Consider the following 15,204-nt stretch of genomic DNA (forward strand, 5'->3'; position numbering starts at 1 on the left):
TCGCCGACACCCCGTCCCTGCACGCCCCGGACGGACTCCTCGCCCAGCTGTCGGCGCACACCGGGCACGTCCTGCTGGCCGTCGTCCCCTCGTACGTCCCCTCGTCCGCGTCGCCGTCCGCGCCCGCGTCGTCCGTGTCCTCGGACGCGCCTTCGTACGTCCCGGCGCAGGCCCCGCCGCGCGCCCTCCCGCACGCCCCCGCAAGGCCCCCCATGCTGCCCGAGCCCCTCCGCGGCCCCGCCTTCTCCTCGTACGCGGCCGACGACGTCGGCTGGCTGCTGCAGGACCTCTCGGACGTCACGCTGGAGGCCCCCACGGAGGAGCGCGAGGAGGCGATCCAGAGTGGCGGCGCGCACTACGCCGAGTCGCTGCCCGTCGAGTACCAGCCGAGCGAGCGCTACCAGGAGCTGTTCCGGGCCGCGCTCGGCACGTCCGCCGCCCGCATCGCGCAGGCCGTCGGCACGGTCACCGAGACCGTCCTCGCCGAGCGCTCCCCCCGCCCGGTCCTCGTGTCGCTGGCCCGCGCCGGCACACCCGTCGGCGTCCTGATGCGCCGCTGGGCCGCGCACCGGCACGGCCTCGACCTGCCGCACTACGCCGTGTCGATCGTGCGCGGCCGCGGCATCGACGCCAACGCGCTGCGCTGGCTCGCCGCCCACCACGACCCCGCCGACGTCGTCTTCGTCGACGGCTGGACCGGCAAGGGCGCGATCACCCGTGAACTGGCCGACGCCGTCAGGGAGTTCGAGGAGGCGGGCGGTCCCGCGGGCTTCAGCCCGGAGATCGCCGTGCTCGCCGACCCCGGCTCGTGCGTCCGCACCTACGGCACCCGCGAGGACTTCCTCATCCCCTCCGCGTGCCTCAACTCCACGGTGTCCGGGCTGATCTCGCGTACGGTGCTCCGCGCCGACCTGGTCGGCCCGGACGACTTCCACGGCGCGAAGTTCTACCGCGAGCTCGTGGACGCCGATGTGTCCGGCGAGTTCATCGACACGGTCGTGGGCCGGTTCGATGAGGTCGCCGACGCGGTGGACGCGCAGGTCAAGGAGGCGCTCTCGGCCGACAGGGCGCCCACCTGGGAGGGCTGGGCCGCCGTCGAGCGGATCAGCGAGGAGTACGGCATCCACGACGTGAACCTCGTGAAGCCGGGCGTCGGCGAGACGACCCGCGTCCTCCTGCGCCGCGTCCCCTGGAAGATCCTGGCCCGCGCGGGCGCCGGCGCGGACCTCGACCACGTACGCCTGCTCGCCGAGCAGCGGGGCGTACCCGTCGAGGAGGTCGGCGAACTCCCGTACAGCTGCGTGGGGTTGATCCACCCCAAGTACACGCGCGGGGCCACGGGGGCGGACGGCAGGGCGGTGGTCGCCCCGTGACCAGGATCGTCGCCAGCGACCTCGACCGCACCCTCATCTACTCGGCCGCCGCCCTCGGTCTGACCATGCCCGACGCCGAGGCGCCGCGCCTGCTCTGCGTCGAGGTGTACGAGGGCAAGCCGCTCTCGTACGTCACCGAGACCGCCGCCGGGCTCCTCGACGAGCTGGTCCGCACGGCCGTCTTCGTGCCGACGACCACGCGCACCCGCGAGCAGTACGGACGCATCCATCTGCCCGGCCCCGCACCGGAGTTCGCGATCTGCGCCAACGGCGGGCACCTGCTCGTCGACGGTGTGTCCGACCCCGAGTGGCAGGCGGCGGTCGCGCGCCGCCTCGCCGCCGAGTGCGCCTCCCTGGACGAGGTCCGTGCCCATCTGGTGCGCACCGCCGACCCGGCCTGGCTGCTCAAGGAACGCGTCGCCGAGGACCTCTTCGCGTACCTCGTCGTCGAGCGCGCGCTGCTGCCCGACGCGTGGGTCAAGGAACTCGCCGCCTGGGCGGAGGCGCGCGGCTGGACGGTCTCGTTGCAGGGCCGCAAGCTCTACGCCGTGCCGAAGCCGCTCACCAAGAGCGCGGCGGTGCGGGAGGTCGCCCGGCGGACCGGTGCCGAGGAGATCCTCGCCGCGGGTGACTCGTTGCTCGACGCGGATCTGCTGCTGGCGGCCGACCGCTCCTGGCGGCCCGGCCACGGCGAGCTCGCCGACACGGACTTCGAGGCGCCGGGCCTCACGGTGCTGCCCGAGCGCGGGATCGCGGCGGGCGAGGAGATCGCGAGGGCGTTCCTCGTGGCGGGGCGGCACGGATAGCCTGGGCCCATGCCTCGATACGAATACCGGTGCCGGTCCTGTGGTGACACGTTCGAGCTGAGCCGGCCCATGGCCGAGTCCGGTGACCCGGCGGTGTGCCCTGCCGGGCACGGCGACACGGTGAAGTTGCTGTCGGCGGTGGCGGTGGGGGGTTCTTCTTCCGTCTCGGCTCCGCGGGAAGGCGGTGGCGGCGGTGGCGGCGGTTGCTGCGGTGGGGGTTGTTGCGGCTGAGAGTGCCGTGGGGGAGGCGGTTCGGGGTTCCTCCGTGTGCCCGTCAGCGCACGACGGTGCCCGGCCCCGCCCCCAGCAGGCCCAGCTCCGCCCGCGTGGGCGCCCCTTCCCAGTCGCCGTGGGAGGCCACCGCGAACGCTCCCGTGGTGACCGCACGGTCCAGGCGTCCCGCCGGGTCCGCGCCGTCGAGCAGCGCCGACAGATAGCCGGCCACGAACGCGTCGCCCGCGCCCACCGCGTCCACGGCCCGCACCTCGCGCGCGGGGGAGCGGAGCGTGCCCTCGGCGGTGTGGGCGGTGGCGCCGTCCGCGCCGAGCTTGACCACGACCTCGCGGACGCCGAGGTCCAGGAGCGTCTTCTCCGGGGGGACGTCCAGCGTCTTCTCCGTGAGGACGTCCCCGGATCCCGCCCGCGACGGCAGGCACAGCGGCAGCTCGTCGTCGGAGGCGATGAGGACGTCGACGTACGGAATCCACGCGCGCAGCTCGGCCGCCGCGTCCTTCGGACTCCACAGCCGGGAGCGGAAGTTCACGTCCAGGCAGACCTGGGTGCCGTGCTCGCGGGCCAGGTGCAGGGCGCGGCGGCAGGCGCGGGCCGCCGACGGGCCGAGGGCCGGGGTGATGCCGGTCAGGTGCAGGACGCGCGGCGCCGGCCCGGTGGCGAAGGCGGCCTCGACCGCTTCGGGGGCGAGCCGTGAACCCGCCGATCCCGCGCGGTAGTAGTGCACGCGGGTCACCTCCGGCAGCCGCGGCTCGAAGAGGATCAGACCGGTCGGGGCGTCCGCGTCGCGCGTGGCCGCGGTGACGTCGACGCCCTCCGCGCGCAGCGTGCGCAGCACCAGCTCACCGGCCTCGTCGGCGCCGACCGCGCCCGCCCAGCGGACGGTGTGGCCGAGGCGGGACAGGCCGATGGCGACGTTGCTCTCGGCGCCCGCGACGGACACGTCCAGCGTGCCGCCCAGCTTGAGGGGGCCGCTGCCGCGCAGGGCGACCATGGTCTCGCCGAGGGTGAGGACGTCGTGGGCCCCTGCCGCCGCCACGTCGGATCCGGCCACCGACGCCGCCCCCGTCACGACGTCACCTTCACGAACTCCGCGGCGCGGGCGCGCAGCGCGTCCAGGTCGCCGCCGTCCGCCGCGTCGCCGATCAGCGGCGAGCCGACGCCCACCGCGACCGCGCCCAGCGCCAGATACGCCTCGGCCGCCGCCGCGTCCACGCCGCCCACCGGCACGAAGGGGGTCCGCGGGAAGGGGCCGCGCAGCGCCTTGAGGTAGGCGGGGCCGCCCATCGCCGACGCGGGGAAGACCTTCAGGGCCGTCACGCCCGTAGCCTGGGCCGCGATGACGTCGGTCGGCGTGAGGACGCCGCCGAGCACCGGCAGGCCCCGCCGCACCGCCTCGTCGACGCCTGCGCCGAGGCCCGGCGTGACGATGAGGTTGGCGCCCGCGTCCGCCGCCGCGCGCGCGTCCTCGGCGGTGAGGACCGTGCCCGCGCCGAGCCAGGCGTCGGCGCCGAGTTCGGCGCGGGCCCTGCGCAGCACGCCCAGCGCGTCGGCGCCGCTGAGGGAGACCTCGATCAGCGGGACGCCGGACTCGGCGAGCGTCATGACCGTACGGAACGAGGCGTCGGGGTCGCTGCCGCGCACGATGGCGATGAGGCGCCGCGCCCGGAGAACCGCGGGGAAATCCAACAGGTCGAGCATGGTCCCAGATTCGCACAGGTGACCATGGCCGCCCGATCCGGGTGGCACGCGCGGGGCGAAGCCGGCCGCCCGATCCGGCCCGCGCGGACCGGCCGACCCTCGCGAGGGGAGCCGGGGCTAGCCCGCCGGATCCGGGTGGCGCGCCTTCCAGTACGGGTTGTCGTGCGGCAGCCCGCCGCTGACCCTCCCGTACATCCCGAAGGTCATGAGCAGCAGCCCCACCACGAAGCTGAACAGGACGTTCTGGATCCGGAACGCCAGGACGTTGTACCGGCTGTCCAGCAGGGCGAGATTGACGAAGCCGCTGAGGACGAAGACGACGCCGACCGCCATGTTGAGCGTCGAGGCCGTGTTGCCGCCGATCACCATGCCGGCGAAGAGCAGCAGTCCGACGGCGATCGACAGGACGCTGAGCGCGCCGTTGGTGTTGAGCCCGGCGACGGTGTCGCCGCGGGTGTCGAAGAACCCGATCTTGTCGATGAGGCCGAGGACGCCGAAGGCGAGGAGCACGAGCCCCATCAGGCCGGCGCCCACGCGGTAGACCCTGCTCAGGCGGTGGTCGACGGGCAGTTCCTCGTCGAGGGTGATGCGACGCTTGTGGCCCTTCGGTCCCGAGTGAAGTACGTGCGTGGCCATGGCCGTCTCCCTGGTAGCGCGGAGGCCGTACGTATCTCCAGGATCTGCCCGCGGGGCGGCGACCGCCAGCCGCACCGCGCGGACCCGCGGTTTCGGGCGCTTCAGGGCCTCCCTGCCCGAGGTCCGGGCCTCAGGCGCCCTGCCCCCGCTCCTCCCGGATCTGCGCGACCACGCGCGCCACCGTCGTGCGGACCGCCTCGGTCTCGGTCAGGAAGTGCCAGTAGTCGGGGTGGCGGCCCTCCAGGGAGGCGACCGCGCGGTCGAGGCGGGCCACGGACTCGTCCAGCGGGCGGGCGTGGCGCGGCTCGGGGGTCTGGCGGCCCGTCATCGCCAGGCGCTGGGCGTCCCGGATCGCGAAGCGGGTGCGCTCGATCTCCTGCTGGGGGTCCTTCGCGACCGCGTTCAGCCGCTGGAGCCGGTCGCCGGCGGCCGAGACCGCCTCGTCCGTCGAGTTCAGCAGCGCGCGGACCGTGGAGAGCCGGGCGGTGGCGTCCGGCCAGCGCTGCTCGTCGCGGGCCTGCTGGGCCTCCTTGAGCTTGGTCTCGGCCTGGCGCACATTCTCCGCGGCCTGGTCGGGGACGCGCTGCAGGTCCTGCCAGCAGGCGGCGGAGAACCGGCGGCGCAGCTCGCTGAGGATCGGTTCGACCTGGCCGCTGCGGGTGGTCAGCGCCTGTGCGCGGGTGCGCAGCGACACCAGGCGGCGGTCCGTCTCGGCGGCGCGCTCGGGCAGCCGCTCGGCCTCGGCGCGCACGGCCTCGGCGTCCCGCAGCACGCGGTCGGCGCGCTGCAGGGTCTCCGCCACGCCGTGCCGGCCCGCGCCCTGGTTGAGCTTGGTCAGCTCGGGGCCGAGCGTGGCCAGGCGGGCGGCGAGGTCGTCGGCCTCGAGGCCGGCCGCGCGGACGGCGTCCAGCGCGTTGCTCGCGGCGAGGAGGGTCTGGCGGGCCCGCTCCACGGCGGGGGCGAGCCGGGCGAGCTGGGTCTCGGCCTTGTCGAGGAGCGGACCGAGGCCCTGCCGGAACCGCTCGAGCTCCTCCTTGGTCCGCACCAGCTCGTCCTTGGCCTGGGTGAGCTCGGTCCGCGCGCGGGCCGCGACGGACGACTCCAGGTCGTCGCGGTCCAGGTCGTGGGCGTCCACCGCGCTGATGTAGCGGTGGCTGACCTCGTCGATGCGGTGGCCGAGCGCCTCGAAGTCCGCGACGGTCCGCTGTGCCGCGGGCGAGGAGTCGACGGCGACGATCGTCTCTATGGAGATCCGCAGGTCGCGCTGGGCGGTGTCCAGCTCGTAGAAGGCAGCGGCGGCGGCGTCCTTCGCGGCCTGCGCCTCGGCGCGCAGACTCTCGCCGCGGCCCCCGAACCACCGGCGGGTGCCGCCGCCGGCGAACGCGGCGGGGACGGTCGCGGCGAGCAGGGGCAGCGGGAGGAGGGCGAGGGCGAGGACGTCGCGCAGGGGACCGCCGCGGCGCGAGCTCGCGCGGCGGACGCGGTCACGGGCCGGGGCGTGCGGCACGGACGGCGCGTCCGTCGGGCGCCCCGCGGCGGTCGTCGTGGTCGTCGGCCCCGCTCTGTCCGGTGTGTACGGCTGCGAAGGTGTCGCCGTCACTATCCCTCTCCCGTGCTGTCATCCGCCCTGCCCGGTGTCACATTCTCCCACCGGTTAAAGACGAATACACGGGCCGGTTAGTTCGCGCTGCGCACCGTGACTTTGCCGTCGGCGCTGCGGACGGCCACGTGGTGGGGGCTGTCGTCGGAGCGCGGCACCGTCACGTCGACGGAGCCGTCGCGCGTCTCGGTGCGTACGTCGTAGCGGACGCGCTCGCCGTCCTTCTCGTCCGGGAGGGCGATGTCGACGGAGCCGTCCTTGCTGCGGGTGTCGACGCGGTCGGGCACGGCGGCCAGTTCCAGGCGTACGGCGCCGTCCTCGGAGTCGACGGTCACGTGCCGCGACGTCGCGCCGCGCACGGTGAGGGAGCCGTCGGCGCCGGTCAGGTCGAGCGGTCCGGAGGTGTCCTCGACGGTGACGGCGCCGTCCTTGGAGCGCACCGTGAGCGCCTCCCGGAAGCCGCTCGCGGTGAGCCGGCCGTCGCTGTTCTCGACCGTCACCGCGACCCCGCGGGGCACCTCGACGCGGTGGCGGGCCGAGCAGTCGGAGATCACGCCGGAGCACGACACGTCGAGGGTGAGCCGGTCCTCGGCCATCTTCCACGTCACCTTCGGGCTGCCGCCGAGCACGGTCTGTCCGTCGAACCACCGGGTCACCTTCACGTCCTTCGCGTCGCCCCCGGCCGGTACGACGTCGAGCGCGGAGTCGCTGGAGTCGATGGTCAGTGTCTTGCCCGCGAGCGCGAACGTGCGGTGCTCCGGGTCGGAATCGTTCCCGGCGTCGGCCCCGCACGCCCCCACGAGGAGGACCGCGGCCGCGGTCCCACCGGCGGCGACGAGGGCACGGGCGGCGCGCGGACGGCGCCGGGCACGGACGGACATGACGGTTCCCCCTGAAGACGATCTTGTGCTCCTCCGTCAGACTGTACGGATCCTCCCGAGCCGGGACGATCCGGACCGCCACCGCATCGGGGGTGGGGATAACCCCCGGCCGGAGCGGTTTGCGGGGCACTGCCCGCGGCAAGGTAGGCTGTCCACTCGTCCCGGGCGCGTAGCTCAGGGGTAGAGCGCCTCCCTTACAAGGAGGATGTCGGCGGTTCGAAACCGTCCGCGCCCACCGGGTAGGAAGTAGCAGGTGAGAGCCTGTTTTTAGACCCCCCAACCGTGATCGGTCGGGGGGTCTCTTCGTGGTTGAAGTCCACTAAGAGTCCACATCCCCTGGCGATCATGACGAGCGTCATCACTCGTTCGAGGGACTGGACGCCGTCAGCCTCCCGCATAGAGTCACTGCTGACGAGGGCTGGCGCGTCTCCCCGCGTGCGCCAGACACGTGCTCGTCCAATCCTGTGGCGCCCCGGCGGGGAGGCCGGGCCCGCAGGCTACGGCCCCCGTCGCATCAGTCGGCGGGGGCCGTACGAACAAACTAGACCGCCCCACCACACAGTTGTGGTGGGGCGGCGTGCTCTGACCGAGTCAGAGCCAAGGGTGGCTGAACCGAGGCGGACACGTGAACACCTCTGCCGTCTGCTCACCCTTCCGCGATCTCCCCCGCAGGGCAGACCACGAGGAGCCCGCCCGGTCTCGGGCGGAGGTATATGCCAGATGCAGTTATCAGACCGAATGGTGTGGCCGCCCCGCAACGCGGCGAGACCGGTATCAGGCGAACGGGCGCCCCCTCGAAGGGGCTTGCCCACACCACTCCCATGATCCAAAAATGTACGGTCAACGATACAGACACGAGATCATCCCGCCGCGAGCGTTGAACGAGTGCCGCTCGTCCCGCCCCCATCGCCCCGCGTACTCGCCGCCCGGCGAGCCGTCGGCCAACGCATCCGGGCCGCACGCCTCCACGCCAACCTCACGCAAGAGGCGCTCGCCGACCGCGCCGGCCTCGACCGCCAGGCGATCAACCGCATCGAGCAGGGCCACGCCTCGCCCATCTTGGACAACCTGATCCGCATCGCCGACGCGCTCGGCGTCCCGCTCCGCGACCTCGTGTGACGGGCGGGACCCGGCTCACGGGTAGACCGAGCCCCGCCCTGGTTGTCACCCGGCGGGGGTGCCAGCGCCCGAGCACATCTCTCGACCGCCGCCCTGCGGCTGGTGCGGCGGCATCGGCTGGCCCGGCTCGACACCGGAGTAGACGCCGCAAACCTGGCAGATGCCCGAGCACTGGCCCGGGTCGAAGCGGTGGCCGCGCTGCTGGTCACACATGATCAGTTCTCCCTTGGGTGGTGGGATGGTGCTGACTGGTGTGGTGCACTCCGCTGCTCGGCAGGGTCCGGGCCAAGCGTGGAGGGTCAGAGTTTGCGGACGAACGTCCGCTCGCCGTTGTGCCAGGTGATCGTCACGCCGTGCCCGCTGGTGTCACCCTCGCGCGCCGACCACACGTCGAGCGAGGCGATCTCCGGGGACTCTGCGGCTCCGATCACGCCCGCTAGCCACGCATCCGGCGCGGCCGTCACCGGGGCAGCCTCGAAGGGGGCGGGGGCGCCCTGGACGGCCGCGGTGGGCGGGTCGTGCTTGGCGCCCTCGGCGAGCTGCCCAATCATCTGCCACCGAACCTCGCGGCCGGCCACGGTCACGGCGAGGCCGTACGGATGCTTGTCGTCTCCCGCCTCGGCGAGCGTCTGTACGCGCTGCACGTCGGCGGCATTCTTGAGCAGATCAACGGCGTAGTCCTGGAACGCGTCGGGGCGCATTTGTGATCAATCCTCTCGTGGCGGCCGGGCAAGTCTACGAGCGGGGACCGACAGTTCGCGGGCCGTCGGTACCCGCGCTCTGTCTCGTGCGGCGCGCAGCGCCTCACTCTCCGCCGGGGGCGCCACCGCGCCGTCGGGCGGGCAGTGGCAGAGGCAGTCCGTCTCCGGGATGACGACGATCCGGTTGCCGTCGATGCCGAGCGAGGTCTCCAGGAGGCAGCCGTGCGGCCCGGCCGCGCCGGTGAGGAGGGCGCGCAGGCACGGCGCGCACCAGACGAGCAGCACCTCCGGGCAGGTTCTCGCGTGGGCGCGGCCGAGCTGCGGTGTGCCGTCGACGTAGACCATCAGCTCCTGCGTCGGCTCACCGGCGCGGATGGGACGGAGGCACAGGCCGCACGTCTCGCTCATGAGGCCTCGCCCGTGGTGTGGGCCGCGGCGGAGCGCAGCGCCCGCCAGGCGCGCGCCAGGCGCCGTTCGTCTTCGCAGTCGTCGTTCGCCCGGCAGCGCCCGCATCCCTCGGTGTGCGAGAGGAGGAGCCGGTACGCCTCGTCCGCCCGCTGCTCCTCGGCGGTCATCGTGTCCGCGATCACTGCTCGGCTCCGCTCAGGGCGGCACTGCCGGCGGTGACGAGGCACTCGACGGCCGAGGGCTCGCACAGGTCGCCCTCGAAACGGGGCAGCACCACCCAGTAGGGGCCGGGAAGTGCGGTGCGGGTGAGCGTGGGTACGCCGAGGTAGTTGTTCATGCCGAGGCGGGGGGCGATGTCCTGGTGCCGCCACCGGATCCGCTCGACCGGGCGCATGAGGGCGTAGTAGATGCCGCCCATGGTCCGGCTGTCATGGATCACGGGGCCGCGAAGGCACTGCGCGAGGCGCGCGGCGGTCTCGTCGGGGTCGGTGGCGCCGACCGCGGCGTGCACGAGGGCGTCGGGCAGGCGGACCGCGTCGAAGCGCTGGCCGAGCGGCAGCAGTGCGACACCAGCGTGGGTCCACTCAGCCCACGCCTGCGCAGGCGCCTCGTGGCTGCGCGCAAGCCACTGAGCAATGTTCGTCGTCTCGAAACTCACCGTCTTGCCCCTGCCGTCATCAGCGTCGATCAGGTCTGAGATCAGCGTGATGACTTGCAGCGGCGGGAACTGTCACTCTTCAGTGACAGCGGGTGTCACAGGCCGAGCCAGGCCGACAGATGTCCCAAGGCGTCCGGCGTCTTGCGCTGCTGGTGCACGAGGCCCTCGATCGTCGCGCGGGCCCCGGGGTGATAGCGGGTCTGCTGCGGAGCCAGCTTCCGGGCCATCGCGATCGACGTGAGGGCGGCTTCGTTACGGCCCGTCTCCATCTCGGCGCGGCCTCGGTCGATCCACACGTGCGCACGGCGAGAGGTAGGCCAGGAGTCGGGCATGCGGAGCTTCTTCGCCTTCTCCACTGCCTTCCCGTACTGACCCATCTCCGTGAGCGCGGACAGCTCGTGAGCAGCCCAGTTCGTAGTTCCGAACGACAGCCAGTGCACGTGCTCGACGTCCCCGGCACGCCTGGCGATCTGCTTGGCTTCCGCAAGATGAGTCTTCACCGCGTCTTCATCGCGGGCCCGAGCGGCGATCACCGTGGCGCCGAGATGCAGTTGTCCGGCCACGGCTAGCGACTCTGGAGTCTCCATCGTTTGATCGAGAAGGTGGTGGCCGGCGTCCACAAGGCGAAGGCCGATGGTGTGCTCCCCTTCCCGGTGGTACACGAGCCCTCGCATGTACTGCCGGACAGCAGAGAGCACCGGATCCGATGCCCGCTGCGCAGCCCACTCCATGCGATCCAGGGCGATCGTGGAGAGGTCGTAGAAGCCGAGTTTGACCGTCACGTCATGAGCGGTGCGGTAGGTGGAGCCCAGCGCGGCCCACAGCTCAGTAGACGGATTGCGGTAGGCCGCTGTCGTCAGCTCGGCGACCAGCCGGGGCAGCGTCTGCGCTGCTTTGTTCAGGAGTGTGGCCCGGACCTGTTGGCATAGAGTCTCCGCTGCCCTGACTAGTTGAGGCGTCTCGCGCGTGGCCACATCAGGGTCGGCTCCCAGGTCGTAGAGATCGAGCGACTCGCGGATCGGTCGGATCAGTTCGGCTAGGCGGTCCTGTTGCAGCTCGGTCATGTACGGCTGTCCTGTCAGCGTGGTGACATCGACATCCAGAGCCCGAGCACACGCAGCCGTGAAGTCAGGGCTCGCAGCCTTATGTCCACGTTCCACCTGATGAACGAGGCTGTACGAGTATCCGATCTTCAGCGCGAAGCCGCTCTGTGTGTATCCGGCCAACTTCCGGTACTTCGCGATCCTGGCTCCGGGTTGGTCGTCTCTGGGCATACTGGAACTCCGTTCCTGGCTCACCACTTGGAACGGTACCCGCGCTCGATAGCGCTGGCCCGGCTTCTGCCCTCGATCCACCAGGATCGGGGGCAGTTGCGTGTGGCCATCGGCGCAGGGTGGGATGGCGCCATGACCTCACGCACCCTGTATCTGTTCGGCTCGGCCGCGCCGCCCGTCTTCCAGGTGGCTGAGGTGATCGAGACGGCGCAGGCAGGCGGGTGGGACGTCTGCCTTGGACTGACCCCGACAGCAGCCCGGTGGCTGGAGGAGAGCCTCGACGACTTGGGTGCGCTTACCGGGCACCCGGTGCGCAGCGAGTACAAGCTCCCCGGTGAGCCGGATGTCTGGCCCAAGGCGGACGTGATTCTGTTCGCTCCGGCGACGTTCAACAGCCTCAACTCCTGGGCGCTCGGCCTGACGTCCGTGTTCGTCGTGGGCGTGGTCGCCGAGGGCATCGGTAAGGGCATCCCGACCGTGGCAATGCCGTGTGTGAACGCTGCATACGCGCAGCATCGCCAGCTCGACCGCAGTGTCACCGAGCTCCGCGAGCAGGGCGTCACCGTCCTCTACGGAGAGGGTGGCTTCCAACCCAATCCGCCCGGCTCCGGGGCGCCGAAGGGCTACCCCTGGGATCTCGCGCTCGCAGCGGCGAAGCAGCTGGCCGACCAGGCATGACGGAAGGCCCCCTCCCGCCCGAAGGCGGAAGGGGGCACGTCTCACACGTACTGGCGTCGCTGTGGGTCGAGAGCCGCTGCCTGCGGCGTGGGCTCGGGGTCGGGCGGTGGGGCGCCGTCGCGGCGGCACACGAGCGCGTCCGGATCGGAGGCCGGGGCCTGGAGGCTGTAGCCGTCAGGGCAGGTCTGCCCATCCCGTCCGGCCTCACCGCGCGGGCCTTGCTCACCTGGCGGTCCTGCTGGCCCCGCCGGCCCCGGCTCGCCCTGCGGTCCGGGCGGGCCCGCGACTCCGTCCGCTCCGTCGGCCCCGGGTTCTCCCGCGGCGCCGGTCGGGCCCTGCTCGCCGGTGGCACCGTCCTTGCCCGTCTTGCCGTCCTCGCCCGCGCGGCCCGGCTTCCCGGACGGGCCTGTGTCGCCGGGCTCGCCAGCCGGGCCGCTCGGGCCGCGCGGCCCGCTCACGCTCCGGCCCGGCTCCCCACGGCTCCCCGGGGGCCCCGCCACCGGCCGCTCACCAAGACCCTGCACCTGCCTGGCCAAGGCATCACGCGCCTCGTTCGCCGTCCGCAGATCCTGCGACTGCCGCACCACCAGCACAGTGAGCACGCCGAGGAACGCCACCACCACGACCAGCGTCAGGCCGATCAGCCACTCGACGCGCGGCAGCCGCAGATGCCGCGTCCTGCTGTGGGCCGCGCGCATCACGCCACCACCGCCCACACCGCGACGCCCGCGGACAACAGCGCTAGAAGCACCGGCACGACGAGCTGATACAGGCGCGCCTGCCGCTCCCGCTCGCGCCGGTCACGCTCGGCGAGCTGGTACTGCTCGAACTGGGTCTCCAGCGTCTCCCGCGCATCGCTGATCTTCTGGAGCTCCTGCGACAGTTGCGTGATCCGCTGGTCGGTGTACGCGGACTGGAGGCTGTAGACCTCCGTGGAAACGACTTTGTCGAGGCGGGAGTTGATGCCCTGCGCCATCGCCTGAATGTCCCGGCGCAGGGCGGCGACCGAGCGCCCGAGTTCCCCGACGGTCTGCTCCTCGGGCACTGGTGGGCCCTCCCGTCAGGTCAGATCGAGGACGGCCCGCGCGGAGTGCTCGGGGTGGCGACGGTCTCGGTGATGCCGGGGCCAGTCGTGCCGCCGCTCGTCACGATCGCGGTCAGTACTGCGGCGACTGCGGCCAGGCCGCCGACCGAGGCGACCTCTCCCCAGTTGACGTCGAGGAGGCCGATGCCGTCCCCGGCCATGAGGGCGAGGGAGGACTGAGCGAAGGTGCGCACCGCGCGCTCGGCGGTCGCCTTCCAGAAAGCGCCAGTGTTCATGGGCGTTACCTCTTTCAGACAGGCTGCGCGAGCGAGCGGCAGCCGATGACGGTTCCGGAGGCGTTGCGCACCTCGCGGTAGGGGACAAGCAAGTCGCTTCGCCGGTCGGCGAGGGCGAGGGCGACGACGAGAGAGACGATGTACTGGACACCGTCGCGCTTGGGCGGGAGGTTCTGCGCGTGCCCGAACTCGACGAGCTCGGGCCACATGCCGCCGCCGAGCTCCTTGGTGGAGAGTCGGGCAGGTGTCCCTTCGGGGCCGATGACGTCGCGCAGATGCGGTTCGAGGTCGTCGATGCCGTCCTCTCGCTCGGCCGCGTAGAGACGGATCGGGTGCGGGGTGAGGTTGAGGATCATCCCGCTCACCTCTTGGGGAGCTTGAGCTTCTGGCCGACGCGGATCGCGTCGGGGTCCTGGAGGCCGTTGAGCCTGGCGATCTCGCGCCAGCGGGCGTCGTCACCGAGCTGCGCGGCGGCGATCGAGGAAAGGGTGTCGCCCTTGCGGACGGTGTACGTACGGCTCGGCTTGAGGCGGGCGGCGATCCGGACGCGCATCGATGACATGGCGAAGCCGCGGGGGTCCACCTTTCCGGGCTGCCACTCCAAGTGACCGATGACCGAGCGCTCGGACCACCCGTGGTGACGGCAGATCGCGGCCGACACCTTCTCGATCGCGAGCAACTGCGCGGCAGGCCAGGGGTCCTCGCCGTCGCCGAGGTTCTCGCACTCGAAGCCGTAGAAATGCCGGTTACCGTCGGTGTTCGCCTCGTTGTCCGGCGGTAGCGCGGCCCGCTCGGCGATGACGGCCTGGAGCACGTCGTCGTCCCCGAGCCCGGCATGGTTCGCGCGGCCGTACCCGACGAGGTGGACGCGGCCGTCCTTGGTGATGACGCCGTGGCACAACGGGCCCGGCAGGGCGGCGTGCCCGTCGCGGCAGATCTTCACGGTGCGCGCGCTGCCCGACGTCACGGTGTGGTGGATGACGATCCCGTGCACGGGCCCCCACGGGCCCTTGTGGTTGCGGTTGTGGTGCTCCCAGTCGCCGACCTCGACGACGGTGACGCCCTCGTCGCGGAGCGCGTCGAGGAAGGATCTCGCGGACAGGGGTGAAGCCATGATCAGACCTCCGTCGGGTGGATGGCGAGCTTGAATTCGGCGAGGGTCACGCGCTGCGCCGTCCGGGCGTCGTGCCGCACCACGAGCGCGAGCGGCGTCCCCGGGTGCACGAACAGCCCCCACGTCTTGGCCCGGAACTGACCGCCCGGCGTGGGCACGTCGTCCTCGGTGCACGTCGAGTCCGGGCCCGTGCTCAGGCCGAGCGGGTCGCGTACGAACTGGCTGCGGACCTCCGTGTATTCGCCGTCCTCCCACTGGATCAGCGCGTGCAGCGTGCCCCACCCTTCGGCCGCCGGCCAGATCAGCCCTGAGCGGTCGTCGCGGATCCAGTCGGCCAGGCGGACCCCGTCGGGCTGCACGACCTGGTGCATGGTGTGCACGTCGTGGGACTCGGCGGCGCCGAAGGGGAAGCGCACGACCCGGTAGGCGCCGGGCTCGATGCGCTGGGGTTCGCTCGTCTTCAGCGAGCACACCAGGACCGTCACCGCAGGCTCGTCGCGGAGATCTCGGTGCGGACCAGCGACACCGTCACGTCCCCGTCCTCGCCCGCCAGGCGCCGGGCCAGGTCCTCGACGATACCCTTGGCGGTGGTGCCGGGCAGGGGCCCGCCGACGCCGTCGGATATGACTACGGTCATCACACAGCCCGTCTCGTTCGGGCCGTCGGCCTGGATCTTGTAATGCGGGTAGGGGAGTTCGGGCATG

22 protein-coding genes, 1 tRNA gene and 1 pseudogene are annotated in these 15,204 nt (G+C 72.3%); 6 read left to right on the plus strand and 18 right to left on the minus strand.

The genetic code is table 11. The features are described from left to right. The 3 genes from AOK22_RS00320 to AOK22_RS39230 form a co-directional block, all read left to right on the plus strand. Nucleotides 1–1,373: cysteine protease StiP family protein (locus AOK22_RS00320; RefSeq protein WP_167357812.1), on the plus strand; the 1,373-nt coding region annotated here is incomplete at its 5' end. Continuing rightward, complete coding sequence (locus tag AOK22_RS00325; RefSeq protein WP_055696467.1) at nucleotides 1,370–2,179, plus strand: HAD family hydrolase; 810 nt, start codon at nucleotides 1,370–1,372, stop codon at nucleotides 2,177–2,179. The genes AOK22_RS00320 and AOK22_RS00325, both read left to right, overlap by 4 nt. A 9-nt stretch (nucleotides 2,180–2,188) precedes the next feature. Continuing rightward, nucleotides 2,189–2,410: an FmdB family zinc ribbon protein gene (locus AOK22_RS39230; RefSeq protein WP_079036234.1), complete on the plus strand. Its 222-nt coding sequence runs from the start codon at nucleotides 2,189–2,191 to the stop codon at nucleotides 2,408–2,410. 43 nt (nucleotides 2,411–2,453) lie between these two features. Here AOK22_RS39230 and AOK22_RS00330 read toward each other — a convergent pair whose 3' ends face one another. The 5 genes from AOK22_RS00330 to AOK22_RS00350 form a co-directional block, all read right to left on the minus strand. Beyond that, nucleotides 2,454–3,482 carry a sugar kinase gene (locus tag AOK22_RS00330; protein ID WP_279617069.1) on the minus strand — a complete coding sequence of 343 codons (1,029 nt, stop codon included), beginning with the start codon at nucleotides 3,480–3,482 and terminating at the stop codon, nucleotides 2,454–2,456. Then, nucleotides 3,479–4,099, minus strand: coding sequence for a bifunctional 4-hydroxy-2-oxoglutarate aldolase/2-dehydro-3-deoxy-phosphogluconate aldolase (locus AOK22_RS00335; RefSeq protein ID WP_055696551.1), 621 nt, complete (start codon nucleotides 4,097–4,099; stop codon nucleotides 3,479–3,481). The genes AOK22_RS00330 and AOK22_RS00335 overlap by 4 nt, the downstream gene beginning before the upstream one ends. A 129-nt stretch (nucleotides 4,100–4,228) precedes the next feature. Next, on the minus strand, nucleotides 4,229–4,747 hold the full coding sequence (locus AOK22_RS00340) for a DUF4383 domain-containing protein (RefSeq protein WP_055696468.1): 519 nt from the start codon (nucleotides 4,745–4,747) through the stop codon (nucleotides 4,229–4,231). Nucleotides 4,748–4,877: 130 nt separating this feature from the next. After that, the gene (locus AOK22_RS00345; RefSeq protein ID WP_055696469.1) at nucleotides 4,878–6,254 is read right to left on the minus strand and encodes a coiled-coil domain-containing protein; all 1,377 of its coding nucleotides are present in this window, start codon (nucleotides 6,252–6,254) and stop codon (nucleotides 4,878–4,880) included. A gap of 170 nt (nucleotides 6,255–6,424) precedes the next feature. Further along, entirely contained in the window at nucleotides 6,425–7,228 is an 804-nt protein-coding gene (locus AOK22_RS00350; RefSeq protein ID WP_055696470.1) for a DUF4097 family beta strand repeat-containing protein, read from the minus strand. Nucleotides 7,229–7,391: 163 nt separating this feature from the next. On the opposite strand from AOK22_RS00350, the gene AOK22_RS00355 reads away from it, so the two are divergent. Then, nucleotides 7,392–7,463 (plus strand) — tRNA-Val (locus AOK22_RS00355). A 650-nt stretch (nucleotides 7,464–8,113) separates the two neighbouring features. Next, a complete protein-coding gene (locus AOK22_RS00360; protein WP_055696471.1) occupies nucleotides 8,114–8,347 on the plus strand; it encodes a helix-turn-helix domain-containing protein in 234 nt (77 codons plus the stop codon). Between the two features lie 45 nt (nucleotides 8,348–8,392). Here the strand turns inward: AOK22_RS00360 and AOK22_RS41765 are convergent, their stop codons facing one another. The 6 genes from AOK22_RS41765 to AOK22_RS00385 all read right to left on the minus strand — a co-directional run bounded on the left by AOK22_RS41765 (nucleotide 8,393) and on the right by AOK22_RS00385 (nucleotide 11,388). After that, nucleotides 8,393–8,560: a hypothetical protein gene (locus tag AOK22_RS41765; RefSeq protein ID WP_167357813.1), complete on the minus strand. Its 168-nt coding sequence runs from the start codon at nucleotides 8,558–8,560 to the stop codon at nucleotides 8,393–8,395. A gap of 86 nt (nucleotides 8,561–8,646) precedes the next feature. Then, nucleotides 8,647–9,048, minus strand: a complete 402-nt coding sequence (locus AOK22_RS00365) for a hypothetical protein (protein ID WP_055696472.1) — start codon at nucleotides 9,046–9,048, stop codon at nucleotides 8,647–8,649. Nucleotides 9,049–9,054: 6 nt separating this feature from the next. Further along, nucleotides 9,055–9,456, minus strand: a complete 402-nt coding sequence (locus tag AOK22_RS00370; protein ID WP_055696473.1) for a hypothetical protein — start codon at nucleotides 9,454–9,456, stop codon at nucleotides 9,055–9,057. Next, nucleotides 9,453–9,638, minus strand: coding sequence for a hypothetical protein (locus AOK22_RS00375; RefSeq protein WP_055696474.1), 186 nt, complete (start codon nucleotides 9,636–9,638; stop codon nucleotides 9,453–9,455). Before AOK22_RS00375 ends, AOK22_RS00370 begins: the two co-directional genes overlap by 4 nt. Beyond that, nucleotides 9,635–10,114 (minus strand): hypothetical protein, encoded by a 480-nt coding sequence (locus AOK22_RS00380; protein WP_055696475.1) that lies wholly within the window; start codon nucleotides 10,112–10,114, stop codon nucleotides 9,635–9,637. The genes AOK22_RS00375 and AOK22_RS00380 overlap by 4 nt, the downstream gene beginning before the upstream one ends. Nucleotides 10,115–10,209: 95 nt before the next feature. Then, on the minus strand, nucleotides 10,210–11,388 hold the full coding sequence (locus AOK22_RS00385) for a helix-turn-helix domain-containing protein (RefSeq protein WP_055696476.1): 1,179 nt from the start codon (nucleotides 11,386–11,388) through the stop codon (nucleotides 10,210–10,212). 132 nt (nucleotides 11,389–11,520) lie between these two features. Here AOK22_RS00385 and AOK22_RS00390 point away from each other — a divergent pair, with 132 nt between their 5' ends. Further along, the gene (locus AOK22_RS00390) at nucleotides 11,521–12,066 is read left to right on the plus strand and encodes an HFCD family protein (RefSeq protein ID WP_055696552.1); all 546 of its coding nucleotides are present in this window, start codon (nucleotides 11,521–11,523) and stop codon (nucleotides 12,064–12,066) included. Nucleotides 12,067–12,107: 41 nt separating this feature from the next. Here the strand turns inward: AOK22_RS00390 and AOK22_RS00395 are convergent, their stop codons facing one another. The 7 genes and pseudogenes from AOK22_RS00395 to AOK22_RS00425 all read right to left on the minus strand — a co-directional run bounded on the left by AOK22_RS00395 (nucleotide 12,108) and on the right by AOK22_RS00425 (nucleotide 15,203). Next, nucleotides 12,108–12,764 (minus strand): collagen-like domain-containing protein, encoded by a 657-nt coding sequence (locus AOK22_RS00395; RefSeq protein WP_055696477.1) that lies wholly within the window; start codon nucleotides 12,762–12,764, stop codon nucleotides 12,108–12,110. Next, nucleotides 12,764–13,111, minus strand: coding sequence for a hypothetical protein (locus AOK22_RS00400; RefSeq protein ID WP_055696478.1), 348 nt, complete (start codon nucleotides 13,109–13,111; stop codon nucleotides 12,764–12,766). Before AOK22_RS00400 ends, AOK22_RS00395 begins: the two co-directional genes overlap by 1 nt. Nucleotides 13,112–13,131: 20 nt before the next feature. Then, nucleotides 13,132–13,386, minus strand: coding sequence for a holin (locus AOK22_RS00405; RefSeq protein WP_055696479.1), 255 nt, complete (start codon nucleotides 13,384–13,386; stop codon nucleotides 13,132–13,134). Nucleotides 13,387–13,400: 14 nt separating this feature from the next. Then, nucleotides 13,401–13,742: a hypothetical protein gene (locus AOK22_RS00410; protein ID WP_055696480.1), complete on the minus strand. Its 342-nt coding sequence runs from the start codon at nucleotides 13,740–13,742 to the stop codon at nucleotides 13,401–13,403. Nucleotides 13,743–13,909: 167 nt separating this feature from the next. After that, a pseudogene (locus AOK22_RS00415) lies at nucleotides 13,910–14,500 on the minus strand (N-acetylmuramoyl-L-alanine amidase); the annotation flags it as partial. 2 nt (nucleotides 14,501–14,502) lie between these two features. After that, the gene (locus AOK22_RS00420) at nucleotides 14,503–14,985 is read right to left on the minus strand and encodes a hypothetical protein (protein WP_055696482.1); all 483 of its coding nucleotides are present in this window, start codon (nucleotides 14,983–14,985) and stop codon (nucleotides 14,503–14,505) included. Next, complete coding sequence (locus tag AOK22_RS00425) at nucleotides 14,982–15,203, minus strand: hypothetical protein (RefSeq protein WP_055696483.1); 222 nt, start codon at nucleotides 15,201–15,203, stop codon at nucleotides 14,982–14,984. Before AOK22_RS00425 ends, AOK22_RS00420 begins: the two co-directional genes overlap by 4 nt. Nucleotide 15,204 lies beyond the last annotated feature (1 nt).

The sequence above is a fragment of the Streptomyces silaceus genome (assembly GCF_001419745.1).
GTDB classification, from domain to species: domain Bacteria; phylum Actinomycetota; class Actinomycetes; order Streptomycetales; family Streptomycetaceae; genus Streptomyces; species Streptomyces silaceus.

Bases quoted from the DNA above. Each gene is read 5' to 3' on its own strand.
- AOK22_RS39230 (WP_079036234.1), top strand. From the start codon at position 2,189: ATGCCTCGATACGAATACCGGTGCCGGTCCTGTGGTGACACGTTCGAG.
- AOK22_RS00340 (WP_055696468.1), bottom strand. From the start codon at position 4,747: ATGGCCACGCACGTACTTCACTCGGGACCGAAGGGCCACAAGCGTCGC.
- AOK22_RS00350 (WP_055696470.1), bottom strand. From the start codon at position 7,228: ATGTCCGTCCGTGCCCGGCGCCGTCCGCGCGCCGCCCGTGCCCTCGTC.
- AOK22_RS41765 (WP_167357813.1), bottom strand. From the start codon at position 8,560: ATGTGTGACCAGCAGCGCGGCCACCGCTTCGACCCGGGCCAGTGCTCG.
- AOK22_RS00365 (WP_055696472.1), bottom strand. From the start codon at position 9,048: ATGCGCCCCGACGCGTTCCAGGACTACGCCGTTGATCTGCTCAAGAAT.
- AOK22_RS00370 (WP_055696473.1), bottom strand. From the start codon at position 9,456: ATGAGCGAGACGTGCGGCCTGTGCCTCCGTCCCATCCGCGCCGGTGAG.
- AOK22_RS00385 (WP_055696476.1), bottom strand. From the start codon at position 11,388: ATGCCCAGAGACGACCAACCCGGAGCCAGGATCGCGAAGTACCGGAAG.
- AOK22_RS00390 (WP_055696552.1), top strand. From the start codon at position 11,521: ATGACCTCACGCACCCTGTATCTGTTCGGCTCGGCCGCGCCGCCCGTC.
- AOK22_RS00395 (WP_055696477.1), bottom strand. From the start codon at position 12,764: ATGCGCGCGGCCCACAGCAGGACGCGGCATCTGCGGCTGCCGCGCGTC.
- AOK22_RS00405 (WP_055696479.1), bottom strand. From the start codon at position 13,386: ATGAACACTGGCGCTTTCTGGAAGGCGACCGCCGAGCGCGCGGTGCGC.
- AOK22_RS00410 (WP_055696480.1), bottom strand. From the start codon at position 13,742: ATGATCCTCAACCTCACCCCGCACCCGATCCGTCTCTACGCGGCCGAG.
- AOK22_RS00425 (WP_055696483.1), bottom strand. From the start codon at position 15,203: ATGCCCGAACTCCCCTACCCGCATTACAAGATCCAGGCCGACGGCCCG.